The sequence below is a fragment of the Caulobacter sp. GW456-12-1-14-TSB4 genome (genome assembly GCF_059424195.1).
This window is the reverse complement of the sequence record NZ_JBWKZF010000005.1, coordinates 1-24,715: the sequence shown is the minus strand read 5'-3', so window position 1 is coordinate 24,715 and position 24,715 is coordinate 1. Positions and strand designations below refer to the sequence as shown.

Annotated in this window: 23 protein-coding genes; 10 read left to right on the top strand and 13 right to left on the bottom strand. The window is 67.7% G+C overall.

The genetic code is table 11. The features are described 5' to 3' along the window. Positions 1-62: 62 nt before the first annotated feature. From clpA to AC07YH_RS05990, 5 genes are all read right to left on the bottom strand, one after another. A complete protein-coding gene (clpA, locus tag AC07YH_RS06010) occupies positions 63-2,393 on the bottom strand; it encodes an ATP-dependent Clp protease ATP-binding subunit ClpA (protein WP_494746102.1) in 2,331 nt (776 codons plus the stop codon). A gap of 11 nt (positions 2,394-2,404) precedes the next feature. After that, positions 2,405-2,734 carry an ATP-dependent Clp protease adapter ClpS gene (gene clpS, locus AC07YH_RS06005; RefSeq protein WP_013079900.1) on the bottom strand — a complete coding sequence of 110 codons (330 nt, stop codon included), beginning with the start codon at positions 2,732-2,734 and terminating at the stop codon, positions 2,405-2,407. Positions 2,735-2,974: 240 nt separating this feature from the next. Beyond that, positions 2,975-4,231 carry a DNA polymerase IV gene (locus AC07YH_RS06000; protein WP_494746101.1) on the bottom strand — a complete coding sequence of 419 codons (1,257 nt, stop codon included), beginning with the start codon at positions 4,229-4,231 and terminating at the stop codon, positions 2,975-2,977. Positions 4,232-4,241: 10 nt separating this feature from the next. Next, positions 4,242-5,132 carry an ROK family protein gene (locus AC07YH_RS05995; RefSeq protein ID WP_494746100.1) on the bottom strand — a complete coding sequence of 297 codons (891 nt, stop codon included), beginning with the start codon at positions 5,130-5,132 and terminating at the stop codon, positions 4,242-4,244. Further along, positions 5,129-5,776, bottom strand: coding sequence for a hypothetical protein (locus tag AC07YH_RS05990; RefSeq protein ID WP_494746099.1), 648 nt, complete (start codon positions 5,774-5,776; stop codon positions 5,129-5,131). The genes AC07YH_RS05995 and AC07YH_RS05990 overlap by 4 nt, the downstream gene beginning before the upstream one ends. A 114-nt stretch (positions 5,777-5,890) precedes the next feature. On the opposite strand from AC07YH_RS05990, the gene divK reads away from it, so the two are divergent. From divK to AC07YH_RS05955, 7 genes are all read left to right on the top strand, one after another. Further along, entirely contained in the window at positions 5,891-6,271 is a 381-nt protein-coding gene (divK, locus tag AC07YH_RS05985) for a cell-cycle response regulator DivK (protein WP_492104040.1), read from the top strand. Continuing rightward, positions 6,268-7,632, top strand: coding sequence for a PleD family two-component system response regulator (locus AC07YH_RS05980; protein ID WP_494746098.1), 1,365 nt, complete (start codon positions 6,268-6,270; stop codon positions 7,630-7,632). Before divK ends, AC07YH_RS05980 begins: the two co-directional genes overlap by 4 nt. A 105-nt stretch (positions 7,633-7,737) precedes the next feature. Continuing rightward, the gene (locus tag AC07YH_RS05975; protein ID WP_494746097.1) at positions 7,738-9,126 is read left to right on the top strand and encodes a glycoside hydrolase family 28 protein; all 1,389 of its coding nucleotides are present in this window, start codon (positions 7,738-7,740) and stop codon (positions 9,124-9,126) included. 55 nt (positions 9,127-9,181) lie between these two features. Next, a complete protein-coding gene (locus AC07YH_RS05970; RefSeq protein ID WP_494746096.1) occupies positions 9,182-10,333 on the top strand; it encodes a sugar-transfer associated ATP-grasp domain-containing protein in 1,152 nt (383 codons plus the stop codon). Between the two features lie 99 nt (positions 10,334-10,432). Further along, positions 10,433-11,461, top strand: coding sequence for a D-alanine--D-alanine ligase family protein (locus tag AC07YH_RS05965; RefSeq protein WP_494746095.1), 1,029 nt, complete (start codon positions 10,433-10,435; stop codon positions 11,459-11,461). Continuing rightward, a complete protein-coding gene (locus AC07YH_RS05960; protein WP_494746094.1) occupies positions 11,445-12,266 on the top strand; it encodes an NTP transferase domain-containing protein in 822 nt (273 codons plus the stop codon). Before AC07YH_RS05965 ends, AC07YH_RS05960 begins: the two co-directional genes overlap by 17 nt. Positions 12,267-12,365: 99 nt before the next feature. Next, entirely contained in the window at positions 12,366-12,596 is a 231-nt protein-coding gene (locus AC07YH_RS05955) for a hypothetical protein (protein ID WP_494746093.1), read from the top strand. A gap of 171 nt (positions 12,597-12,767) precedes the next feature. On the opposite strand, the gene rpmG is transcribed toward AC07YH_RS05955, so the two are convergent. From rpmG to AC07YH_RS05940, 3 genes are all read right to left on the bottom strand, one after another. After that, positions 12,768-12,935 carry a 50S ribosomal protein L33 gene (gene rpmG / locus AC07YH_RS05950; protein WP_010920317.1) on the bottom strand — a complete coding sequence of 56 codons (168 nt, stop codon included), beginning with the start codon at positions 12,933-12,935 and terminating at the stop codon, positions 12,768-12,770. 81 nt (positions 12,936-13,016) lie between these two features. Continuing rightward, positions 13,017-13,421 carry a DUF6265 family protein gene (locus AC07YH_RS05945; protein WP_494746092.1) on the bottom strand — a complete coding sequence of 135 codons (405 nt, stop codon included), beginning with the start codon at positions 13,419-13,421 and terminating at the stop codon, positions 13,017-13,019. Positions 13,422-13,432: 11 nt separating this feature from the next. Further along, positions 13,433-14,161 (bottom strand): NUDIX hydrolase, encoded by a 729-nt coding sequence (locus tag AC07YH_RS05940; protein WP_494746091.1) that lies wholly within the window; start codon positions 14,159-14,161, stop codon positions 13,433-13,435. Positions 14,162-14,234: 73 nt separating this feature from the next. Between AC07YH_RS05940 and AC07YH_RS05935 the strand changes: the two genes are divergently transcribed. Next, positions 14,235-15,548 carry an amidohydrolase gene (locus tag AC07YH_RS05935; RefSeq protein WP_494746090.1) on the top strand — a complete coding sequence of 438 codons (1,314 nt, stop codon included), beginning with the start codon at positions 14,235-14,237 and terminating at the stop codon, positions 15,546-15,548. 133 nt (positions 15,549-15,681) lie between these two features. Here the strand turns inward: AC07YH_RS05935 and AC07YH_RS05930 are convergent, their stop codons facing one another. Next, on the bottom strand, positions 15,682-16,839 hold the full coding sequence (locus tag AC07YH_RS05930; protein ID WP_494746089.1) for a pyridoxal phosphate-dependent aminotransferase: 1,158 nt from the start codon (positions 16,837-16,839) through the stop codon (positions 15,682-15,684). 52 nt (positions 16,840-16,891) lie between these two features. On the opposite strand from AC07YH_RS05930, the gene AC07YH_RS05925 reads away from it, so the two are divergent. Beyond that, positions 16,892-17,908: an SGNH/GDSL hydrolase family protein gene (locus AC07YH_RS05925; protein ID WP_494746088.1), complete on the top strand. Its 1,017-nt coding sequence runs from the start codon at positions 16,892-16,894 to the stop codon at positions 17,906-17,908. Between the two features lie 111 nt (positions 17,909-18,019). Here AC07YH_RS05925 and rnr read toward each other — a convergent pair whose 3' ends face one another. Genes rnr through topA form a run of 3 tightly spaced genes read right to left on the bottom strand, consistent with a single transcriptional unit; the run spans position 18,020 to position 23,474 of the window. After that, positions 18,020-20,302, bottom strand: a complete 2,283-nt coding sequence (gene rnr, locus AC07YH_RS05920; RefSeq protein WP_494746087.1) for a ribonuclease R — start codon at positions 20,300-20,302, stop codon at positions 18,020-18,022. A gap of 56 nt (positions 20,303-20,358) precedes the next feature. Next, entirely contained in the window at positions 20,359-20,730 is a 372-nt protein-coding gene (locus AC07YH_RS05915) for a hypothetical protein (protein WP_494746086.1), read from the bottom strand. Positions 20,731-20,768: 38 nt separating this feature from the next. Then, positions 20,769-23,474 (bottom strand): type I DNA topoisomerase, encoded by a 2,706-nt coding sequence (gene topA, locus AC07YH_RS05910; protein WP_494746085.1) that lies wholly within the window; start codon positions 23,472-23,474, stop codon positions 20,769-20,771. Positions 23,475-23,653: 179 nt separating this feature from the next. Between topA and AC07YH_RS05905 the strand changes: the two genes are divergently transcribed. Further along, positions 23,654-23,824 carry a hypothetical protein gene (locus AC07YH_RS05905; RefSeq protein ID WP_494618217.1) on the top strand — a complete coding sequence of 57 codons (171 nt, stop codon included), beginning with the start codon at positions 23,654-23,656 and terminating at the stop codon, positions 23,822-23,824. Here the strand turns inward: AC07YH_RS05905 and AC07YH_RS05900 are convergent. Then, complete coding sequence (locus AC07YH_RS05900; protein WP_494746084.1) at positions 23,821-24,399, bottom strand: hypothetical protein; 579 nt, start codon at positions 24,397-24,399, stop codon at positions 23,821-23,823. The genes AC07YH_RS05905 and AC07YH_RS05900 overlap by 4 nt on opposite strands. Positions 24,400-24,715 lie beyond the last annotated feature (316 nt).

The following is a 24,715-nucleotide window of genomic DNA, read 5'->3' as shown; positions in this document are numbered from 1 at the left end:
CGCGACCCAAACGAAAAGGGCCCGGATCGCTCCGGGCCCTTCGCTAGGTCTGTGACCAAGCCTTATTCGGCCAGGGCCGGTTCGGCTTCGTCGGTCTTGCTGGCCTTCGGATCGGGCGTGCTTTCGATTTCGAAAGCGATCTTGCCGTTCTCCAGCACCACGGTGACGTGGCCGCCGCGCACCAGCCGTCCGAACAGGATGTCGTCGGCCAGGGGCTTCTTGATGTGCTCCTGGATGACGCGACCCAGCGGACGGGCGCCGTAGAGTTCGTCGAAGCCGTTCTTGGCCAGCCAGTCGGCCGCGTCGTCGCTCAGCGAGATCGTCACGTTCCGGTCGGCCAGCTGGGCCTCCATCTGCATGACGAACTTCTGCACGACCTGACGGATGATATCGGCCGTCAGCGGCTTGAAGGCCACGACCGCGTCGAGGCGGTTGCGGAATTCCGGCGTGAACAGGCGCTTGAGGGCGGCCTCTTCCTCGCCGACCACCTTGTCGCGGCCGAAGCCGATCGACTGGCGCTGGGCGTCCGACGCGCCGGCATTGGTGGTCATGATCAGGATGACGTTCCTGAAGTCGACCTTCTTGCCGTTGCTGTCGGTCAGCACGCCGTGATCCATGACCTGCAGCAGGATGTTGTAGACGTCCTGGTGGGCCTTCTCGATCTCGTCGAGCAGCACGACCGCGTGCGGGTGCTGGTCGACGGCGTCGGTCAGCTGGCCGCCTTGGTCATAGCCGACATAACCGGGAGGGGCGCCGATCAGGCGGCTCACGGTATGGCGTTCCATGTACTCCGACATGTCGAAGCGGATCATCTCGATGCCGAGCGTCGAGGCCAGCTGCTTGGCGGCCTCGGTCTTGCCGACGCCGGTCGGGCCGCTGAACAGGAACGAGCCGATCGGCTTGTCCGCGTCGCGCAGGCCGGCCCGGGCCAGCTTCATGGCCGAGGACAGTTGCAGCAGGGCCTCGTCCTGACCGAACACGGCGCGCTTCAGGTCCGCTTCCAGTTCCTTCAGGGCCTCGGTGTCCGACTTGGAGACGGACTTGGGTGGGATGCGGGCGATCTTGGCCACGACGGCTTCGATCTCCTTGACGCCCAGGACCTTCTTGCGACGGCTTTCCGGCAGCAGCATCTGGCCCGCGCCGGCTTCGTCGATCACGTCGATCGCCTTGTCCGGCAGCTTGCGGTCGGTGATGTACTTGGCCGACAGCTCCACCGCCACCTTCAGGGCGTCGGCGGTGTATTTCAGCTTGTGGAAGTCCTCGTAGTAGCTCTTCAGCCCCTTGAGGATCTTGATGGTGTCTTCCACCGTCGGCTCGTTCACGTCGATCTTCTGGAAGCGACGGACCAGGGCCCGATCCTTCTCGAAGTGCTGGCGGAACTCCTTGTAGGTGGTCGAGCCCATGCAGCGCAGGCTGCCCGAGGCCAGGGCCGGCTTCAGCAGGTTCGAGGCGTCCATCGCCCCGCCGCTGGTCGCGCCGGCGCCGATCACGGTGTGGATCTCGTCGATGAACAGCACCGCGTTCGGGTGGTTCTCGAGTTCCTTGACGACCTGCTTCACGCGTTCCTCGAAGTCGCCGCGATAGCGGGTGCCGGCCAGCAACGCGCCCATGTCGAGCGAGTAGATGGTGGCGCCTTCCAGGACCTCGGGGACCTGGTGCGTGACGATCTTGCGGGCCAGGCCCTCGGCGATGGCGGTCTTGCCGACGCCGGGGTCACCCACGAGCAGCGGGTTGTTCTTGGTGCGACGGCACAGGATCTGGATCGCGCGTTCGACTTCGTTCGCACGGCCGATCAGGGGGTCGACCTTGCCCTGGCGGGCCTTTTCGTTGAGGTCGACGCAATAGGCTTCCAGAGCTTCGCCGCCGGTCTTGGTGTTCGGCTTCTCGCCGTCTTCCTCGGTGGCGTTCGAACCGGCGCTGGCGCCCTTGACGTTCTTGGTCTCGGAGGCGCCGGCCTTCTTGGCGATGCCGTGGGCGATGAAGTTCACCGCGTCGTACCGCGTCATGTCCTGCTCCTGCAGGAAGTAGGCGGCGTGGCTTTCGCGTTCGGAGAAGATGGCGACCAGAACATTGGCGCCGGTGACCTCTTCGCGGCCCGACGACTGGACGTGGATCACCGCGCGCTGGATCACGCGCTGGAAGCCGGCGGTCGGCTTGGCGTCCTCGTCGTCATCGACGACCAGCGAGGCCAGTTCGACGTCGAGATAGTTCGAGAGGCTCTTCTTCAGCGCGGCGAGATCAACGTCGCACGCGCGCATAACTCCGGCGGCGTCCTCGTCGTCGGTCAGGGAAAGCAGAAGGTGCTCGAGCGTCGCGTACTCGTGCTTACGCTGGTTGGCGTACGCAACGGCGCGATGCAGGGACTCTTCCAGGGGGCGCGAAAAAGAGGGCAATGGGGGGCTCCTCAGTCCTTTTCCATGGTGCACTGCAGGGGGTGCTGATGACGTCGCGCCGAGTCGATGACTTGCGCGACCTTGGTCTCTGCGACTTCGTAAGTGTAGACACCACACACGCCCACGCCGTTCTGATGGACGTGGAGCATGATGCGCGTGGCGTCTTCACGCGACTTGTTGAAGAACCGTTCGAGCACGTAAACGACGAACTCCATGGGAGTGTAGTCGTCGTTGAGAATCAGAACTCGATAGAGCGAAGGCTTCTGCGTCTTCGGCTTCACTTCCGTGACGACCGACGACCCAGCGCCGTTGCTTTGTCCGCCTTGCTTCCGCTCGGCCATCGACTTGTTCTCTCCCGGCGAGCAAATCACTCGCCTGTCTGAATTAGATATGGAAACGCGACGGCTTTGGAAGAGGCCGACACGCCGCTGCGCCGCTTTAGCACAGGGGCGCCTCGGAAAACGGCTTCACGATTGGGAGAGCGAAGGCCGAGCGCGAACGGTTCCGTGGGTGAGAGGCCCAAATGGTTAGCGACATCCTGTCGCGCAAGAGGGGTGCGGAGCGCCGAACGCGCGACTCACTCAGCGGCCTTTGAGCGCCCGACCACTGACGACCGCGGCCGCGCCGAACTTGCCGCGCAGGGCGTCGATGGCGGTTTCGCTCTTCAGCGTGCGGCGTTCCTCGTCGGCGAACATGTCCGCGCCGGCGGTCTCGGCGTCGACGAACTCGGTCAGGCCCGCGCCGATCAGGCGATAGGAGAGGCCGGGTTTCTCGGCCGCCAGCAGTTCGCGCGCCACCTGGAACAGGGTGCGGGCCGTCTGGGTCGGCACGGCCAGGGTGCGGCGGCGGGTGTGGATCTTGAAGTCGGGCGTGCGCAGCTTCAGCGTCGCCACGCGGCCGGCCACGCCTTCCTTGCGGGCTTGCTTGGCGACCTTCTCGCAGAGCGGCCAGAGCTCGTCCTCAAGTTCGTCCCGCTTGTGCAGGTCGTCGTTGAAGGTGGTCTCTGCGCTGATCGTCTTGCGGGCCTGGTCGGGATCAACCATCCGGCTGTCCTGGCCGTGGGCCAGGCGGTGCAGGCGCAGGCCGCCGGAGCCCAAGCTTTTGGCCAGCTCTTTCAGATCTGCGGCGGCGATGTCGCCGACGGTCTTCAAACCGATCTCGGCCAGGGACGACACCGTGGCCGGGCCGACGCCGGGCAGGATGCTGACCGGCTTGCCGGCCAGGAAGCTCTGCGCTTCGGCCGACCCGATCGCCGAGAAGCCGCGCGGCTTGTCCAGCTCAGAGGCGATCTTGGCCAGGAACTTGTTGGGGGCCAGACCGATCGAGACGGTCAGGCCGATGTCGCGCTCGATCTCGGCCTGCAGCCGCGCCAGCATCGCCGCCGGCGTCGCGCCGTGCAGGCGATCGGTGCCGGTCAGGTCGATCCAGGCCTCGTCCAGCGACAGCGGTTGGATCAGCGGCGTCAGCTTATCGAGCTTCTCGTGGATGAGCCGGCTGGCCTCCCGGTACTTGGTGAAGTCGGGCTTGATGACCACGGCCTGCGGGCACAGCTTCAAGGCCTTGTACATCGGCATGGCCGAGCGGGCGCCGCTCATGCGAGCGATGTAGCAGGCGGTGGTCACGACCCCGCGCTTGCCGCCGCCGACGATCACCGCCTTGTCGCGCAGGCTCGGGTCGTCGCGCTTCTCCACCGAGGCGTAGAAGGCGTCGCAGTCCAGATGGGCGATCGAGAGTACGCCCAGCTCCTCATGGAAGACCGTGCGCGGCGAGGCGCAGGACGGACAGCGCGCGGCTTTCACCTCGCCCGTCCATCCGCAATCGCGGCACAGGGACTTCATGGGAGCGTCCTTACGCCTCCGGCGGCCACAGCCAGACCGCGCCGCGCACGCCGGAGCTGTCGCCGTGGATGGCCTTCTTCACTGGCGTCTCGAACACGTCCGAGAACACGTGCGGCGCGATGGCGGCGGGCAAGCGATCATAGAGTGCGTCGACATTCGACATGCCGCCGCCCAGCACGATGACGTCCGGGTCGATGATGTCGCAGATGGCCGCCAGGCCTCGGCCCAGGCGATCGACATAGCGGTCCAGCGCCCCGGCCGCCGAGGCGTCGCCGCTGTTGATCGCGTCCATGGTCGCCTGGCCGGTCGGGAAGCCCGCGTCCTTGGAGAACGCCGGGCCGGCGACCCACTTCTCCATGCACCCCTTGCGGCCGCACCAGCACTCGGGACCGGGATATTCCTCCGGCTTGGGCCAGGGCAGGGGCATGTGGCCCCATTCGCCGCCGAAACCGTTGTGACCCTCGATGATCTTGCCATCGACCACGACCCCGCCGCCGCAGCCGGTGCCGATGATCACCGCGAACACCACCCGCGCTCCGGCCCCCGCGCCGTCGGCGGCTTCCGAGAGGGCCAGGCAGTTGGCGTCGTTGGCCAGGCGCACCGGGCGAGCCAGGCGCTGCTCCAGGTCCTGACCAAACGGCCGGCCATTCAGATAGACGCTGTTGGCGTTGCGGATCAGGCCGGTGCGCGGCGAGATCGAGCCGGGGATGCCAAGGCCCAGGCGGGCGCAGGTCGCACCGGCCATGGCCTCGGCGTCGGCCAGCAGGCCGGCCACGACATCGAGCGCTGCGCCGTACTCGCCCGGATTGGGCTTGCGCACCCGCGCGACGAACTCGCCGGCCTCGTTGAGAGCGGCGACCTCGATCTTGGTGCCGCCGAAATCGACTCCGAACCGGATCATGCGAACAGACGCTCCTCGATGGCGGCCTTCAGGCGAGGCCACTCGTCAATACGGACATGACGGTCGGGCGCGGAGGGGGCGAACGGGCGCAGGCGCTCGTCGCTGACCATCTGGAACCGCCCGACGTCGGGCGCCTTCTCCGCCACCGATTCCAGCTGCGGCAAAAGGTCGTCGATGAAGACGGCGCGGCCCGAGGTGCGCGCGGCCAGCTCGGCGGCCGGGGGACCCTTGGGCCCGCTGTTGATGATCAGCGGATAGTCGAAGCCGTGGGTCTTCAGCCACTTGGCCCGGGCCAGGCGTCCGTGTTCCGGGGCGTTGGTCAGGATCACCACCTCGGCCCGGGTCGACAGGTCGGCCAGGGCGTCGGCGGCGCCGATGGCGGGAATCAGGTCATCGGCGCCGTCGCGGAAGAAATCGTCGAACAGGACCTTGCCCGCGATCAGATCGAGGTGTTCCGTCTCGCCGGGACGATAGATGTTCTGGAACAGGGCGAAGCGATCGACCCGCAGCTCGAAGCCATGGCGCGCGATGAAATCGCCGAAGCCGCGCATGAACTGCGCGAGCACTTCGTCGACATCGACGATGACCAGCGATGCGGTCGGCGTGATGGCGCAGGCCTGAAGGTCGGAGTAGCGTGGTTCCATGAGCTCGGGGTCTTAACGCGATTAGCGCGGGCTTAAGGATATTCGTGCGATCTGGTTCTGGAAGGCGGCGCGAATCCCTAGGCGCCGCCACGTGACCGTTTGGTCGGGGTAAGGATGACGAAGAAGGTCCTCATCGTGGAGGATAACGAGCTGAACATGAAGCTCTTTCATGATCTGCTCGAGGCCCAGGGTTACGAGACCCTGCAGACCCGTGAGGGTCTGTCGGCGCTGTCTATTGCCCGCGACAACAAGCCCGATCTGATTCTGATGGACATCCAGTTGCCGGAAATCTCTGGCCTGGAAGTCACCAAGTGGCTCAAGGAAGACGACGACCTGGCGCATATCCCGGTCGTGGCCGTCACCGCCTTCGCCATGAAGGGCGATGAGGAGCGTATCCGCGAAGGCGGCTGCGAGGCCTATATCTCCAAGCCCATCTCGGTGGTCCACTTCCTGGACACCATCAAGCGCCTGCTGGACAAGGTCCCCGCCGCATGAGCGCCCGGATCCTCGTCGTCGACGACATCGAAGCCAATGTCCGTCTGCTCGAGGCCAAGCTGACGGCCGAGTACTATGAAGTCTCCAGCGCCATGGACGGCCCGACCGCCCTGGCCATGGCCGCCCGCGACCTGCCCGACATCATCCTGCTGGACGTGATGATGCCCGGCATGGACGGCTTCACCGTCTGCCGCAAACTCAAGGAAGACCCGACCACCCGCCACATCCCGGTGGTGCTGATCACGGCCCTCGACGGCCGCGCCGATCGCATCCAGGGCCTGGAATCGGGCGCTTCGGACTTTCTGACCAAGCCCATCGACGATGTCATGCTGTTCGCCCGCGTGCGCAGCCTGACCCGCTTCAAGCTCGTGATCGACGAACTGCGTCAGCGCGAGGCCTCGGGCCGCCGCATGGGCGTGATCGCCGGCGCCGCCGCCCGCCTGGACGGCCTGGGCGGCCGGGTGCTGATCGTCGACGACAACGAGCGCCAGGCCCAGCGGATCGCCGCCGAGCTGGGCGTTGAGCATCGCCCGGTCGTCGAAAGCGATCCGGAGAAGGCCAAGATCAGCGCCGGCGGTCCGGTCGATCTGGTCATCGTCAACGCCGCGGCCAAGAGCTTCGACGGCCTGCGCTTCACCGCCGCCCTGCGGTCGGAAGAGCGTTCGCGCCAGCTGCCCGTGCTGGCCATGGTCGATCCCGACGACCGGGGCCGCATGGTCAAGGCGCTGGAAATCGGCGTGAACGACATCCTGCCGCGTCCGGTGGACCCGCAGGAGCTGTCGGCTCGGGTCAAGACGCAGATCCAGCGCAAGCGCTACACCGACTACCTGCGCAACAACCTCGACCACAGCCTGGAACTGGCCGTTACGGACCAGCTCACCGGCCTGCACAACCGTCGCTACATGACGGGGCAGCTGGACTCGCTGGTCAAGCGCGCGGCGATGGGCGGCGAGCCGGTCTCGGCCCTGCTGATCGACATCGATTTCTTCAAGAAGATCAACGACACCTTCGGTCACGACATCGGCGACGAGGTGCTGCGCGAGTTCGCCCTGCGCCTGGCCTCCAACGTTCGGGCCATCGACCTGCCTTGCCGTTTCGGCGGCGAGGAGTTCGTGGTGATCATGCCTGACACCGCCCTGGCCGACGCCCTGCGCATCGCCGAGCGGATTCGCAACCATGTCTCCGGTTCGCCCTTCAAGGTGGGACCCACCAAGGAAGAGCTGACCGTGACCATCTCGATCGGCGTCTCGGCCACGGCCGGTGAAGGCGACACCCCCGAAGCCCTGCTGAAGCGGGCGGACGAGGGCGTCTACCAGGCCAAGGCCTCGGGCCGTAACGCGGTGGTCGGCAAGGCCGCGTAAGCGCCTTCCAGATCTCGACATTTATGGATTGGCGGGCGCGTCGCGTCCGTCGCATGCTGCTCTGAGAAACCGGTGTCATAAGCCGATCCTAGGGAGCGTCCGCCCATGTCCGCCAATCGCCGCGCCGTGCTCGCGCTCGCCGGTCTCTCGACCCTGATCGCCGCGAACCCGGCGGGCGCCGCCGTTGCGCCCAAGACTTCCGCACCGGCTCAACCGAAGTTGCGGATCGATCCGCGCGAGCTTGGCGCGGTGGGCGACGGCGTCGCCAAGGACACCCACGCCCTACAGCTGGCCCTCGATCGTTGCGCCGTGTTCGGCGGCGGCGAGGTGGTGCTGGCCGGCGGGACCTTCCTGACCGGCGCGATCCGGATCGGCGCGAACACCACGCTGCGGATCGAAGAGGGCGCGACCCTGCAGGGCTCGCCCGACCTCGCCGACTATCCGATCGTGCAGGTGCGCTGGGAGGGGCGTTGGGTTCCCGGCTATATCGGCCTGATCTGGGGGCAGGGCGCGCGCAATATCGCCCTGACCGGCAAGGGCGCCATCGTCGCCTCCGACGCGATCAAGGGCCGCGTCCAGAAGGAGACCGGCCTGCGCCATCCGGCCTTGCTGGAGTTCGTCGACGTCCAGGGCCTGACCGTCACCGATCTGAAGACCCAGCAGAACGACATGTGGTCGATCCACCCGGTCTATTGCGACGACGTCGTGTTCCGCAATGTGGTCGTCAACGGTAGGGCCGACGGCATCGACGTCGATTCCTGCCGCCGGGTGACCATCGAGCACTGCGACTTCGACACGGTCGATGACTGTATCTCGCTGAAGTCCGGCCGGGGGATGGAAGGCAATCTGATCGCCCGTCCGACCGAGGACGTCGTGATCACCGACTGCACGTTCAAGGACCATCGCTGGGCCTGTATCGGCATCGGCAGCGAAACCTCGGCGGGCGTGCGCCGCGTGCGGGTCGAGCGGTGCAAGATGCTCGCCGCCCACACCTTCGCCGTCTACATCAAGAGCCGACCGGGTCGTGGCGCGTTCATCGAGGACATCGTGATGCGCGACCTGGAGGTCTCCGGGACAGGCAACGGCTTCTTGCGCCTGAACTTCCTGGACAGCGGCAAGCAGGACCAGTTCCCGGTCGCGGGCTTCGACGGCATCCCCACGGTGCGCAACTTCACCTTCGAGCGGATCAAGGTCACCGACGTCCCGGTGCTGGTCGAGGCGGTCAACATCCATCCCGACAAGCCGCTGGACGGTCTGACGCTGAAGGACATCACCGGGACGGCGGGCAAGGGGATCACCCTGGCCAACATCAAGAACGTCACGCTGAAGAACGTGGCCGTGACGATCGCCGAGGGCCCGAAGCTCTCGATCAACAACGTCACCGGCAAGGGACTGGAGGGCGCCACGCCGCTGAGCCCAACCGTGCGCCCGGCGGACGTCGTGGCGACCCAGCCGCCGTACAAGCTGGGCATGACCAGCGGCAAGCCCAACTAGTCGTCCCAAAACCGTTACACGGCGGCGTTAGACCTGACCGTTCCGGGGGCGGCGCATGGGCTACGACAGCTTCTATTTCCTCAAGAAGGCGTACGGGATCTATCCCGGCGTCGTGGCGCCGGTGTCGGCGCGGTGCCTGCAGGCGCACTATGCCCAGCGCCAGGCCCGGCGCGGGCCGGCGCGGGCGGCGCTGGACGCGGTGGTGGGCCTGGCCTTCCAGGCCTGGATCCCCGGCCGCGCGGCCAAGGTGGCGCGCAAGTTCGACCTCGGCGAAGCCTGGCGCCGCCGCGCCATCGAGATCGCCCACGCGCGCTTCGTCGATCCCAACGACCTGGCATTGTTCCGCATCGAGGACCCGGTCCAGTTGGACGGCTACATCCGCCGCTTCGAGGACGCGGCGCTGAACAAGCGGATCAACCCCTTGGGCTGGACCCGCGAATGCGTGCTGGCCGACAAGGTCCGGTTCGAGGCCCGCTGCGCCGCCGCCCATCTGCCTTCGCCGCGCACCGTGGCGGTGGTCCGGGACGGCAATGTAGAGATGAAGGCCGACCCGGCCGGCCGCGACCTGGTGCTGAAGCCGGCGGACGGGGAGGGCGGCGACGGCGTCGTCGTGCTGGAGCGCGTGGCCGACGCCGCCGATCTTGCCGTCCATTTGGCCGCCCGCCTGCCGCGCGGCCGGGGCGCCTGGCTGGTCCAGGACCGGGTCGCGACCCATCCGGCGCTGCGGGACCTGGCGCTGGACGCCCTGCCGACCGTGCGCATCGTCACCATGGTCGACGAGGTCGGCGCGCCCGAGGTGGTCAGCGCCACCTTCCGCTTCGCCTCGGTGCGCGGGGCCAAGGTCGACAACATGAAGGCCGGCGGGCTGATCGCGGCGGTGGACCTGCCGGTCGGATCGCTGGGCGTGGCCTGCAAGGGCTATGGCGGCGGCGACCATGCCGTCCATCCGGTCACCGGCGCGGCGATCGCCGGCCGCATGCTGCCCGACTGGGCCGCGGCCAAGGGCCTAGTGCGCCGGGCCCATGCCGAGGTCTTCCCCGACTACGCCCTGATCGGCTGGGACGTGGCCCTGACGCCTACCGGCCCGGTGCTGATCGAGGGCAACGGCAAGCCGGGCGTCTTGATGCCTCAGCGCGCCGCCCGCCAGGGTCTGGGCGTCGGCCGTTACGGCGCTTTACTCGCATATCATCTTGCCATGAAACCGTAGCGCGTCCGTCACGCGCCGAGCCTAGCCTTCGAAGATCGACATCGACGCGACGGACCTGCGGAAGGGGGCTTCCGGTGGCCCCGAGCCCGGAGGCTGCCGATGAACCGTATCGCCGCTCCGCGACGCCTTCCGCTCGAGGCCAAGCGCGCCCTTCGCATCATGCTGATCGCCAAGCACGCCAAAGGGCGGGGCGAGCTGCATCCCGAGGACGGCACCCACGCGGTCTATCACTGCGAGATGCGCGAGACGCTCGAGGACATCGGGGTCAACCTGATGGTCGCCGACGAATACAGCGTGCTGTTCGAGCGTCCGGACGTCGATTTCGTCTTCCCGCTGCTGAACCGCGCCGGCTTCCTGAACTCGGAAATGCTTGTCCCGCTGCTCTGCAACCGCCTCTCGCTACCGTACCTCGGCGCCAGCCCGATCCTGCGCGGCCTGTCGGACGACAAGCACCTGACCAAGCGCGCCGCCGTGGCGCGGGGCGTGCCGACCGCGCCGTGGGCCGTCTATCGCCGGGGCGCGCCGCTGGACGCCAGCCTGCTGCCGCCGGGCGAGCACTTCGTGATCAAGCCGAACGCCTCCTCGGCCAGCTGGGGCGTCAGCGACGCCTTCGACTGGGCCGGCGTGCGCGAAGCGGTCCAGCGCCTGCACGAGGAAGGCCACGACGTCATCGTCGAACCGTTCATCCAGGGCCACGACATCGAGATCTCGGCCATCACGGTCGACGGCGAGCCGGTCATCCTGCCGACCCAGATCGTCGAGCAGATCAACCCGGCCCAGCTGCGCACCTATCAGGAGAAGCGCAACCTGGTCGGCGGCCAGGCCTATGAGATCCGCCCGCTGGAGGACGGCCCGCAGCGCCAGATCGCCGAGGCCCGGGCCCGCGAGATGATGCGGGAGTTCATGCCGTTCGACTACGGCCGCTTCGAGTTCCGCCTCGACGTCGCCACCGGCGAGGTCCAGTTCCTGGAAGTGAACCTGAACTGCAATCTGTGGTCCCGGAAGACGATCTCGATGGCCGCCCAGCAGATCGGCTGGACCCATGCCGAGCTGATCGAGACCATCCTGACCGAGAGCCTGGACCGCCAGGGTCTGCTGCAAAGGGCGTACGATGTCGTCGCAGCCTGAGCCTTTCGTCGGCGTGATTCTAGCTGGTCAGCGGCCGGGCCGTGTCGATCCCCTGGCCGAGGCCGCGGGCGTCGTGAACAAGAACCTGGTCCCGATCCAGGGCGCGGCGTTGGTGCGCTATGTGGTCGAGGCCCTGATCGCGACGCCGGGCCTGACGCGCCTGCGCATCGTCGTCGAGCCGGAGACCGCGCCGCTGATCGACGCGATGCTGCCCGCCAGCCGGTTCCTGATCGAATATGTGCCGGCCGCCAACAATCTGGCCGACAGCGTCTATGCCGCCGCCGAGGGCGTGGGCGACATGCCGTTGCTGGTGACCACGGGCGACAACGTCCTGCTGACGCCGGGCGCGGTCAGCGAGGTGCTGAACGCCCTGAAGGTAGCCGACGTCTCCCTGGCCATGGCGACCCAGCGCTCGGTGATGGCGGCCCATCCGGAAGGCCAGCGGCGGTTCTACAAGTTCTGGGACGACGCCTATTCGAACTGCAATCTCTACGCTTTCGCGGGACCCGCCGCGACCAGCGTGGCCGAGAGCTTCCGCAGCGGCGGGCAGTTCGCCAAGAAGCCTATGCGGATGATCATGGCCCTGGGGCCGATCAACCTGGCCCTGCTGCTGATGGGCCGGTTGTCGCTGCGCGGGGCGCTCAACCGCCTGGGCCGCCGCTTCAAGCTGAAGGTCGAGCCGGTGGTCCTGACCGACGGCGCCCACGCCATCGATGTCGATAACGAGCGCACTTATGGTGTGGCCGACACTTTGCTGGCCAAGCGGGCGCTGGACCAAGGCCGTCTGATCACGGATGCGGCATAACTAACCGAAATTAGGCGGCTTTCTTAGCGGCCTGCATACGGCTGTCGCAGACTCTCGTCTCAATGTCTCGCACGGGGGAGTGGTGAGATGAGAGCAAGAGTGCGTGCGCGTAAGCATCCGTTTCCGGGCGGATGGCTGGTCCTGGGTCTGCTGACCTGTGTGGCGCTGTTCGTCCTGGGCGCGCAGGCCAGCGAGCATCTTTCAGGCGGGCTCTCGACGGCGGCGACACTGGGCGCGTTCGTCGCCATCTGCGTCGGGCCGGTACTGCTGGCCCTGACCGTGTTGTGGGGCGGTTTCGCCTTCTTCCGCTGGTTCCTGATCGGCCGCTAGATCCTCCCCCGTTGGGGGAGGTGGCCCGAAGGGCCGGAGGGGGCCAACTCGGCCCACATCCAGCTAGCCCCCTCAGTCGACTTCGCCGACAGCTCCCCCAGAGGGCGAGCAAACAAAAACGCCCGGCTATCGCTAGCCGGGCGTCTTGATGTCGTAGCGCTGAAAGCGATCTTACTTGATCTTGCCTTCGCGGAATTCGACGTGCTTGCGGATGACCGGATCGTACTTCTTCAGCACCATCTTCTCGGTCTTGGTGCGGGCGTTCTTCTTGGTGACGTAGAAGAAGCCGGTGTCCGCCGTCGAGTTCAGGCGGATCTTGATGGAAGCCGGTTTGGCCATGGTCGAATCCCTGCGGTGGTCGCGCAGGTTCCCGCGCGTTGGAAATAAGAGGCGCGGAACATACTGATCGGCAGCTCAAAGTCAATTGGCGGCAGTACACCGCTTGTAAGGAAAGTCCGCCGATCGCGCCTGACCGCCGACGGAACCCTCGATCCGGGCCACCAGGGTGTCCTTGTCGACCAATCTGTAGAGGATCCGCTGCGGGAAATCGTGCTCCGGGGCCTCGAAGGTGACGGTGTTCTCGGCGATCTGCTTCAGCGGGAAAGCGGCCTCGGCCTGGCCGGAGGGAATCGCCACGTACTGCAGCTTGCCGTCGCGGACGCTGCGGCTCATGCCGATCATCGCGCCGCCGGCCGGGGCCAGCCACTGCTCCTCGATCTTCGTGCCGTTGGGCCGGACCAGGGTCCAGCAGCCGGCGATGAAGCTTAGGCGGTCGATGTCGGCGGGCGCGGCCAGAAGCGTCAGGGCCAGGACCGAAGCGATCACGAGAACCTCCCTCAGAGGTGCGTCAGGTGACGCTTGCCGTTCAGGAAGCGCATGAACGGCGCGGGCCGTCCAGTCTCCGCCAGCCGCTGGCCGATCTCGTGGACCACGAAGCGGGTGATGTTGGGCAGGTCCAGCGCCATGGCTTCCTGGAAATCGACCCAGGCGATCTCGTCCAGTTCGCCGCAGTCGGGGCGGCGGTCCAGGGAGAGCAGCGCCTCGGCAGGGGCCATGAAGAAGCGGGCGTCGAAGCGACGCGGGCGATAGGGCGGGGTGATGGCCCGGGCCACGAAGCTGAGCGGCGCCAGGTCGGGCAGGGCGCCCTGGGCCAGGAACGGCCGCCAGGGGCCCGCGCCGGGGCGCTCGGGGGCTGGCTTGGCCAGCAGCAGGCCCGTTTCCTCGAAGGTCTCGCGCACCGCCGCCAGGGCCAGAGCGCGGGCCAGGCGGGCGGGGGTGCGGTGGCGGGGTTCGAGTTCGAGCCGGGCCGCGACCTCGGGCGCGAGTTCGGTGGCGCTGGGCGCGTCGTAGTCGGCGCGGTCGACCCGGCCGCCGGGGAACACCCACTTGTCGGGCATGAAGGCGACGCCGCCGTTGCGACGACCCATCAGCAGGCGCGGTTGCGGGCCGTCGGTGCGGACGATGATCACGGTGGCCGCGTGCTTGGGCGTCAGCGCCGCGCCCGTCTCGCGCACGGCGCCGTCGTTGATCGTGTCGAATTTCGCGTCGATCGGCGGCAGGCTCATGCCATCACGTTAGACCGATTGCGCGGCTGGGAAAGACCGACGTAACGTCAGGCCTGTTTTTCGAGGGGGCGTTATGATCGTACGGATTTCCACCCTGGCGCTGGTCGCCGGTTTGTCGCTCGTTGGTGTGTCAGGGGCCGCGCCGGCCATCGCCGCGCCCTCCACCGCCAAGATCGAGGCGGCGGCCAAGGCCGTCCAGCCCAAGGTCATCGCCTGGCGGCGCGACATCCACGAGCATCCGGAGCTGGGCAATCAGGAGGTCCGCACCTCGGCCCTGATCGCCAAGGAGCTGAAGGCCCTGGGCTTCGAAGTCCGCGAGAACGTCGGCAAGACCGGCGTCGTCGGCATCCTCAAGGGCGGCAAGCCCGGCAAGGTCGTGGCCCTGCGCGCCGACATGGACGCCCTGCCGGTCGAGGAGAAGACCGGCCTGCCGTTCGCCTCGAAGGTCACGGCGACCTGGGAGGGCAAGACCGTGCCGGTGATGCACGCCTGCGGCCACGACACCCACGTGGCCATGCTGCTGGGGACCGCCACGGTGCTGGCCGGCATGAAGGCCGACATCAAGGGCACGGTCGTCCTGATCTTCCAGCCCGCCGAGGAAGGCCCGCAGGCCGGCGAGGAGGGCGGCGCCAAGCTGATGATCCGCGACGGCGCGCTGGACAAGCCCAAGGTGGACGCCGTCTTCGGCCTGCACATCGGTCCGGCCGACGCTCACCTGCTGAACTACCGGCCCGAGGGCTTCTACGCCTCGTCCGACCGGCTGACGATCACGGTGAAGGGCAAGCAGACCCACGGCGCGCGGCCTTGGGCGGGGATCGACATGGCCAGCATCGCGGCCGACATCATCCAGGCCACCAACCAGATCGCCGCCCGTCAGGTCGATGTCGGCGCCTCGCCCTCGGTGGTGACGATCGCCGTCATCAACATGGGCATGCGCCAGAACATCATCCCCGAGGACCTGAAGATGGAGGGGACCATGCGGACCTTCTCCACCGCCCGCCACGACGACCTGGTCGCCAAGATGCAGAAGGCCGTCGCCGCCATCGGCGACCGCTACGGCGCCAAGGCCGAGGCGGTGTTCAGCCAGCCCTATCCGGTGACCTATAACGATCCGGCGCTGTCGGCCTGGGTGAAGGCCAGCCTGGAAAAGGCTTCGCCCGGCAAGGTCGATGACAAGGCGGCTCTGGTGACCGGGGCCGAGGACTTCTCGATGTACGCCGAGAAGGTGCCGGGCGTGTTCGTGCAGCTAGGCGGCCGCAAGGCGGATGTGCCGGCGGCGACGGCTCCGGCGAACCACTCGCCTTACTTCGATGTGGACGAGGCGGTATTCGAGACCGGCGTGAAGGCCGAGGTCTTCATGGCGCTGGATTATCTGGACAAGAAGTAGGGGGCGGCGCTGCCCCACTCCACCGCCGTTCGGCGGTCCCCCTCCCCCAAGAGGGGGAGGAGAGCCTCGCTCTGCGAGGGGCGGAGCTAAGCTCTCCGCCCCGTTTGGGGGCGGACAGACCTGCGTGAGCGGGTCAGGTGGGGGCCTGTGCTGAGCTGGCCGCCCGCGCCTCGAACCACGGCGTTATCCGCTTCAGCGCCTCCTCGACCTCCGGGGTCGAGACCGCGAAGCTGAAGCGGATGAAGTGCTTGCCCTCGACGGGATCGAAATCGACGCCGGGGGCGGTGGCCACCCCGGTATCCTTCAGGAGCTGTTGGCAGAAGCTCAGCGAGTCATCCGTCAGGTGGCCGATATCGGCCCAGATGTAGAAGGCCCCGTCCGGCGGGGCGATCTTGCGCAGGCCAAGGGCGGGCAGGGCGTCGAGCATCAGCTGGCGGTTCCTGCGGTAGACGTCGATATGGGCTTCCAGCTCGTCGATGCAGTCCATCGCGGCGAGGCCGGCGTGTTGGCTGAGCGACGGGGCGGTCAGGAACAGGTTGCCGACATAGGCCCGCGCCCGCTCCAGGTCCTCGCCCAGGGGCGTCAGCAGCCAGCCCAGCCGCCAGCCGGCCATGCTGAAGTACTTGCTGAAGCTGTTGACGATCAGGGCGTTGGGCGCGAACTCCAGCATCGAGGGCGTGCGGCCGGTGTAGCTGAGGCCGTGATAGATCTCGTCGCTGATGATGCGGATGCCGCGCTCGCGGCAGACCTTGGCGATGGCTTCCAGCTCTTCTGGCGCGATGATCGTGCCGGTCGGGTTGGCGGGGCTGGCGACGATGACGCCGGCGGGGGCGGGGTCGAGTTCCGCCAGGTGCTTGGCGGTCAGTTGGAAGCGATCCTCCGGCCCGCAGGCGATCTCGACGGGTTCGAGGTGCAGGGCCTTGAGGCTGTTGCGATAGGCGACATAGCCGGGGCGGGCCAGGGCGATGCGGTCGCCGGGCGTGAACACGCTTGAGAGCGCCAGGACCAGGGCCGGCGAGGCGCCGCAGGTCAGGACGATCCGCTCGGGCTCGACCGTGACGCCATAGAGGGTCTGGTAGCGCTCGGCGATGCGCTGGCGCAGGGCGGGGCTCTCCCAATAGCCCATGGCCTCGGCGTCGAGAATCTCATGGGCCTTGGCCAGCGCCTTGCTGGGCGCGCCGGTCGAAGGCTGGCCGAACTCCATGTGGATGATCGAGGCGCCCTCGGTCTTCAACTGGTGAGCCAGGCGGCTGATGGCGATGGCGTGGAAGGGTTCGATCTGCGCGCGCATGGCTTTGCTTAGCGGGGTTTGACGCGGCGCGCATCCCGCTTGAGAAGGGGACATGCGTTCGCTGATCCTCGCCGCCGCCCTTGCCATCTCGACGCCTGTCTGGGCGCAGACCGCGCTACCGCTGAACATCGGCGGCCGCGTCGCGCCGGCGCCGGACGGAGCCTACGACTTCGGCTGGCCGGGGGTCTATTTCGAGGGGCGCTTCAACGGCCCTTCCGTCGAGGTCGTGGTCAATACCGGCGACGAGCACCTGGCCGTCAGCATCGATGGCGCGCGCAAGGCCGAGCTGACCAAGGCCGGCGAACTGCACCTGCTGCTGGACCGGCTAGGCCCTGGCGAGCATGTCGTGCGCCTGGACAAGCTGACCGAGAGCCAGACCGGTTCGGCGCGGTTCGAGGGTTTCTTCGTCGGACCGCAGGATAGCGTGCTGCCCGCGCCGGCCCGTCCGCGGCGGATCGAGTTCATCGGCGACTCCCACACCGTCGGCTACGGCGTCCGCTCGGCCAGCCGCGATTGCACCCAGGAGCAGGTGCACGACCTGACCGACACCAGCCTGGCCTTTGGGCCGATCCTGGCGGGGCGGCTGGACGCCGACTACCGGATCGAGGCGTTCTCGGGCCGGGGCGTGGTGCGCAACTATGATGGCCTGGCGCCCGGTGAGCCGCTGCCGGTGCTGTTCCCGCGCGTGATCCCTGGGCAGGCCGAGCCGCGCGTGGCGGCGGATGACCCGTGGGCGCCGGACATCGTGGTGATCGGTCTGGGCACCAACGACTTTTCGACGAAGCTCCACCCCGGCGAGGCCTGGGCGGACGAGGCGGCGCTGCATCACGACTACCGCGAGACCTATGTGAGTTTCGTCCAGGGCCTGAAGGCCAGCCGGCCCGGCGCGCGGGTGTTCCTGATCGCCGGCGACACCTTCGCCGACGACGTCGCCGAGGTGGCCGACCGCACCGGCGCGAGGGCCGTGCGGATCACGGGGATGGACAGCGGCGCATGCCATCACCACCCTTCGGTGGCCGATCAGAAGATGATGGCCGACAAACTGGAGGCGGCGATCGCGGCGCCGTGAGCGGGGCCGAAACCTCGTCTTTCGACAAGCTCAGGATGAGGTTTCTCGTGAACCGCCCTAGCCATGATCCTCATCCTGAGCTTGTCGAAGGGCGAGGATCACGCACCAAGCCTACCGCCGCTTCCCGCGCCGCACGCCCTTCGGCAGGCCGCCGCGCGGCTTCACCGCCGCCTGGCGGCGGGCGCCGAGCCGCGGACGCGGCATGTTCGGATCCGCCGGCAGAGGATCGCTCAGCATCTCGAACAGCAGGCCGCCGGTCACCGGCGTGGCCTCGACCAGCTTGACCTCGACGTTCATGCCCAGCGTCCAGCGCTGACCCGTGCGGTCGCCGACCAGGGCGTGCAGTTTCTCGTCGTGGACGAAGAACTCCTGGCCCAGGGTCGAGACCGGCACCAGGCCGTCGGCGCCGGTGTCGGCCAGCTTCACGAACAGGCCAAAGCGGGTGACGCCGGTGACCCGGCCCTCGAAGGTCGCGCCCACGCGGTCGGCCAGGAAGGCGGCGATATAGCGGTCGGTGGCGTCGCGCTCGGCGGCCATGGCCCGGCGCTCGGCATGGGTGATGACCTCGGCCGTGTCCTTGATCTGGGCGATGTCCTGGTCGGTCAGGCCATCGTCGCCCAGGCCCAGCGCCCGGATCAGGCCCCGGTGGACGATCAGGTCGGCATAGCGGCGGATCGGGCTGGTGAAGTGGGCGTACTTGGCCAGGTTCAGCCCGAAGTGACCGATGTTGTCGCTGCTGTAGTGGGCCTGCATCTGGGTGCGCAGGACCACCTCGTTGATGATCGCCGCATTGGCCCCTTCGCGCGTCTCGTCCAGCAGCTTGTTGAAGCGCGAGGTCTGCGGGGCCTGGCCCTTGTCCCAGCGGATATCCAGCGTCTGCAGGAAGTCGGCCAGATTCTGCATCTTCTCCAGGCTGGGCGTATCGTGCACGCGATAGATCAGAGGCGAGCGCTTGGCCTCCAGGCTCTCGGCGGCGCAGACGTTCGCCTGCACCATCATCTCCTCGATCAGCTTGTGGGCTTCCAAGCTGGCGCGCTTGGTGATCGAGGTGATCTCGCCCTCGCGGATGATGATCCGGCGTTCGTCGCTCTCGATCGCCAGGGGAGAGCGGGCGTCGCGGCCGATCTTCATCGTCCGATAGGCTTCCCATAGCGGCTGCAGGATCGGTTCCAGCAGCGGGCCGCTCTTGTCGTCGGGCTGGCCGTCAATCGCCGACTGGGCCTGCTCATAGGACAGCTTGGCGGCCGAGCGCATCAGGCCGCGCACGAACTTGTGGCCCTTCTTGCGGCCCGACTTGTCGAACACCATCCGCACGGCCAGGGTCGCGCGGTTCTCAGCTTCACGCAGCGAGCACAGGCCGTTCGACAGGGTCTCGGGCAGCATCGGCTCGACGCGGTCGGGGAAGTAGACGCTGTTGCCCTTTTCACGGGCGTCGCGGTCCAGGGCCGATCCGGGGCGCACATAGGCCGCGACGTCGGCGATGGCCACCCAGACGACCCAGCCGCCGACATTGGTCGAGTCCTCGTCGAGATGGGCGAAGACGGCGTCGTCGTGGTCGCGGGCGTCCACCGGGTCGATGGTCACGAACGGCAGATGCCGCAGGTCTTCGCGGCCCGTCAACGTCGGCTCGACGGCGGCCTTGGCTTCGCGCTCGGCTTCTTCGGAGAAGCCGGTCGGGATGCCGTGGCTGTGGATGGCGATCAGCGAGGCCGCGCGGGGATCGTTCTCGGTCCCGACCACCTCCAGCACCTTGCCGGGCTTGGGGCCGTAGCGGCCGCCGTGCGTGCCGACCTGGGCCAGGACCAGGTCGCCGTCCTTGAAGTCATGGGCCACGCTGGGGTCGAGAACCAGCACGTCCTTGGACTTGCGGTCGACCGGCTCGACGCGGATCTCCTTGCGGTGCTTGCGGATGACGCCCAGCACCTTGTGGGCGCTCTGGCCCAGCTTCTTGATCAGCTTGGCCTCGAACTCGCCGGTCTCCAGGCGCTCGAAGCGGACCAGCAGGCGATCGCCCAGGCCCGGGGCGCCGGCCGCGGCCTCGCCCTTGGTCGGGGCCAGGCGAACGTTCGGCACGTCGTCGTCGGACTTGGTCAGTTTGACATAGAGCTCGCCGTCGCCGTCGCGATCCACCACGTCGGCCACGCCGACGGGGGGCAGGGAGCCGGCTTCCGCGAAGCCTTTCCGGCCGCGCTTGGCCAGCGCGCCCTGGGCCTCCAGCTCGCGGATCATCTCGCGCAGGGCTCGGCGGTCGGCGCCCTTCAGGCCGAAGTGGCGAGCGATGTCGGCCTTGCCGCTCTCGCCGGCGTCGCGCAGGAACGCGATCAGCGTGTCACGGTCGGGCAGGCCGGCCGGCGGCTTGGGCTTGAAGGTCTTGGTCGGTCGAAGTTTGGCCATGTCCTGCCTTACCCCGTTACGGGGGCGGATGGCCAGCCAAGGGGCGCGCGTGAGGCCTAGTACAGGTCTTCGATCGACTTCGGCGGCTGGGGCTCGGCGGGCTTGGGCGCGGCGGGAGCCACGGCGGCCGGAGCGGCAGCGGCGATTGGCGGGGTCTCGATCACCGGCGGGGCTTCCTGCTCGGCGGTCTCGACCTCGACGGCCTTGGGCTTGGGTTTCTCGACCGGCGGCGGCTCATAGGCGAGGGCGGGGGCGGCGTCCTTGACGGGCACGCCCGAGACCTCGGCCAGCGGCTGCTTGGAGGTCTCCATGCCACCGTGGTCGATCTTCATGGCGTTGGTGACGCCCATGGCGAAGCCGCCCACGCAGCACAGGATCAGCGCGGACACCACGACGTGCAGGGGCAGGGGACGTTCCAGCGTCGTCATGATCGAACTGTACTCCCCTCCCTAGCGCCTGGATAGGCTCAGGCCTCGTCGTCCCAAGGCGCGGCGCCGTCATCCGTCGAGGCGGCGGCCTTGGCCTTCGGCGCGGCCTTCTTGGCCGCCGGTTTCTTGGCGGCGGGCTTCTTCGCGGCCGTCTTCTTGGCCGGAGCGTCGCCTTCCGCCTTGGCCGTCTTTGCGGCGGCCTTCTTGGGCGCGGCCGCCTTCTTCGCCGGCTTCTTACCGCCGCCCTTGGCGGCGCGCTCGGCGATCAGGGCCACGGCCTCTTCCATGGTGATGGAGGCCGGGTCCTTGCCCTTGGGCACGTTGGCGTTGGTGTCGCCGTGCTTGATGTAGGGGCCGAAACGACCCGACAGCACGCGCACCGGCTTGCCGTCCTCGGGGTGATTGCCGAGTTCGGCGAGAGCGGCCGCCGCCCCACGCTGCGGACGCCCGCCGCCGGCGCGCTTGTCGGCCAGGATGGCGACGGCGCGGTTCAGGCCGACGTCGAACACCTCTTCGGCGTTTTCCAGATTGGCGTAGGTGCCGTCGTGCAGCACGAACGGGCCGAAGCGTCCCAGGCCGGCCGTGATGACCTTGCCGTCGTCCGGGTGCTTGCCGACTTCACGCGGCAGCGAGAGCAGGCGCAGGGCCTTCTCCAGATCCATGGCCGAGGCGATCCAGCCCTTGGGCAGGGACGAGCGCTTGGGCTTCTCGCCGCTGTCGGCGGCGGCCAGCTCCTCGACATAGGGACCAAAGCGGCCGTTCTTCAGCCACACGGCCAGGCCGGTCGCGGGGTTGAGGCCCAGTTCCTTGTCGGCGCTCTCGGCTTCGCCTTCGCCCTCCGACACGCCCAGCTGGCGCGTGTAGCGGCATTCGGGATAGTTCGAGCAGCCGATGAAGGCCCCGAACTTACCGGTCTTCAGCGACAGCTGGCCGACATTGCAGGTCGGGCACAGGCGCGGGTTCGAGCCATCGCCCTTGTCGGGGAAGATGTGCGGGCCCAGGGCTTCGTTCAGCGCGTCCAGGACATTGGTCGTGCGCAGTTCGGCGATCTCGCCGACGGCGGCGTGGAAGTCCTTCCAGAAGTCGCGAAGGAACTGCTTCCAGTCCAGCTTGCCGTCCGACACCAGGTCCAGCTGCTCCTCGAGCGCGGCGGTGAAGTCGTATTCCACGTAGCGCTTGAAGAACTGCTCCAGGAACGCGGTGACCAGGCGGCCCTTGTCCTCGGGGACGAAGCGCTGCTTGTCCATCTTCACGTATTCGCGGTCGCGCAGCACGGTCAGGACCGAGGCGTAGGTCGACGGACGGCCGATCCCCAGCTCTTCCATCTTCTTGACCAGGCTGGCTTCCGAATAGCGCGGCGGCGGTTCGGTGAAGTGCTGGTCGGCGCGGGCTTCGATGACCTTGGCGCTAGCGCCTTCCTCGATCGCGGGCAGGCGGGCGCTGTCCTCGTCGCCTTCGTCGTCGCGGCCTTCCTCATAGACGGCCAGATAGCCGGGGAAGAGCACGACCTGGCCCGTGGCGCGCATGCCGGTCTGGCCGTCGCTGCTTTCCAGGTCGACCGTGGTGCGCTCGATGCGGGCGCTCTCCATCTGGGAGGCGATCATCCGCTTCCAGATCAGCTCGTAGAGGCGGCCGAGATCCGATTCCAGGCGCAGCGAGCCCGGGTTGCGGTTCAGGCTGGTCGGGCGGATGGCTTCGTGGGCCTCTTGCGCGTTCTTGGCCTTGGCCTTGTAGTAGCGCGGGGTCTCGGGGACATAGGTCGCGCCGTAGACGTTGCCGATGACGCTGCGCGCTTCGGCGATGCCTTCCGGCTCGACCGACACGCCGTCGGTCCGCATGTAGGTGATCAGGCCGACGGTCTCGCCACCGATGTCGATGCCTTCATACAGCTTCTGGGCGGCCTGCATGGTGCGCTGGGCGGAGAAGCCCAGCTTGCGGGCGGCTTCCTGCTGCAGGGTCGAGGTGGTGAAGGGCGGGGCGGGCGAGCGCTTGCCGGGCTTCTTCTCGACGGCGGCGACCTTGAACACGGCGGCGCCCACCGCGGCCTTGGCGGCCAGGGCCGAGGTCTCGTTATTGAGGTCGAACTTGGTGAGCTTCTTGCCTTCGTGCTTGACCAGGCGGGCCAGGAACGGATCGGCGCCGGCCGAGACGTCGGCGTCGACGGTCCAGTATTCCTGGGTCTTGAAGCGCTCGATCTCCAGCTCGCGGTCGACGATCAGACGCAGGCAGACAGACTGCACGCGGCCGGCCGAGCGACTGCCCGGCAGCTTGCGCCACAGCACCGGCGAGAGGGTGAAGCCGACCAGGTAGTCCAGGGCGCGGCGGGCGAGGTACGCCTCGACCAGCTCCATGTCGACGTCGCGCGGATTGGCCATGGCCTCCAGCACGGACGTCTTGGTGATGGCGTTGAAGGTGACGCGCTGGACGGCCTTGTCCTTCAGCGCCTTCTTCTTGTTCAGCACTTCCAGCACGTGCCAGCTGATCGCTTCCCCTTCGCGATCCGGGTCGGTGGCCAGAATCAGGCGGTCGGCCTTCTTCAGGGCGTCGACGATGTCGCTGACCCGCTTGGAGGCCTTGGCGTCGACCTCCCAGCTCATGGCGAAGTCGTTGTCCGGCTCGACCGAACCGTCCTTGGACGGCAGGTCACGGATGTGACCGTACGAGGCGAGAACCGTGTAGTCGGACCCGAGGTACTTGTTGATGGTCTTGGCCTTGGCCGGGCTCTCGACGACGACGACGTTCATTCTGACTCTTGTGCAGTATAAGGGGTCGCCCATGAGGCGAGCGCCGGGAAAGTGGGGGCTTCACCTGGGGTCTGTCAACGGAAGGACCCGCAAAACAGTGAGGCTTGGGCGTCTGGTAGGCGCTTGTTAAGGCTATTGCACGACAATGCGATGGCTAGTTCCACGACTGCTTGAGCCCGATGGACCTCACCGTCAATCGGATCGCGACCGAGGCCTATGTCTCGCCGATCCAGCCGATCAAGGCCGTGACCTCGAATGCCGAACGCGCGGAGATCGCCGATCGGCTGAAGCAAGCCGTGCGCGCGACGCCGGCGGCGGGCACGGGTCTGCTGGTCGATCTCAGCGTCTAGAGCGGTCGATCGCGCAGTTCGGCGCAGTCCGCGGCGCTTAGCCGATCTTCCCCCACCGAAATCACCTTGGTCTGCCGATGCAGCAGCGGCGCCAGCGGCCATTCGCGATGCAGGCGCAGGTTATAGGCGCTGTCCAGCCCGCCGCCTTCGGTCATGACGCAGGTGATGTTCTGGCTCAGCCGCAAGGTCTGCCTGGGCGGATCGACATATTCACCCGCCACGAACACCAGGCCCAGCAGGCCGACGCTGCCAAGAAAGTAGCCATAGACGATCGGCAACGCGCCGAAGACCATGGCGGCCCGTCGCGCCATCCTGGGCCAGGGCAGTCGGCCGATGGAGAAGACCAGGAAAGCGTAGGCGGCATAGGCCGCCGCCAGGGTCCAGACATTGGCCAGGACGGGCACGAAGCGGATTCCCGCCACGCCGGCCGCAACGACTACGCATAAGAATATGGCGGTCGCGGCGGCCGTCGCCGCATAAGGGCGGGGCGCAAGTCGCCCCGCCAGGGTCCGCAGCAGCAAGCCGGCGATGGGCGCGGCCAGCAATAGCGCCCAGACCAAGGTGACGGGGTCCATGATCACGCTCCTGCCAGAACTCGATCTTCGGTTGTCCGTCCGTGGCTGGCAAGCTTGACCAATCGCCACGTTCCTGACGCGGGGGCGTGGCCTAAATCACGTTCTGGGCCGGCGCTTCGGCCTGTGACCTGGCGGAGTGATGGCGCACTGGAGACGACGCGGCGGGAAGGGCGTGGCCCTGGTCGTGAGCATCGGCGCGCATGTGGCCGCCGTCGCGGTCCTGTTCGCCACCCACATCACGCCGCAGCCGCCCGAGCCGCCGTCGGTGCTGGTCACGCTGGTCGATCCGCCGCCGCCTCCACCGCCACCACCACCC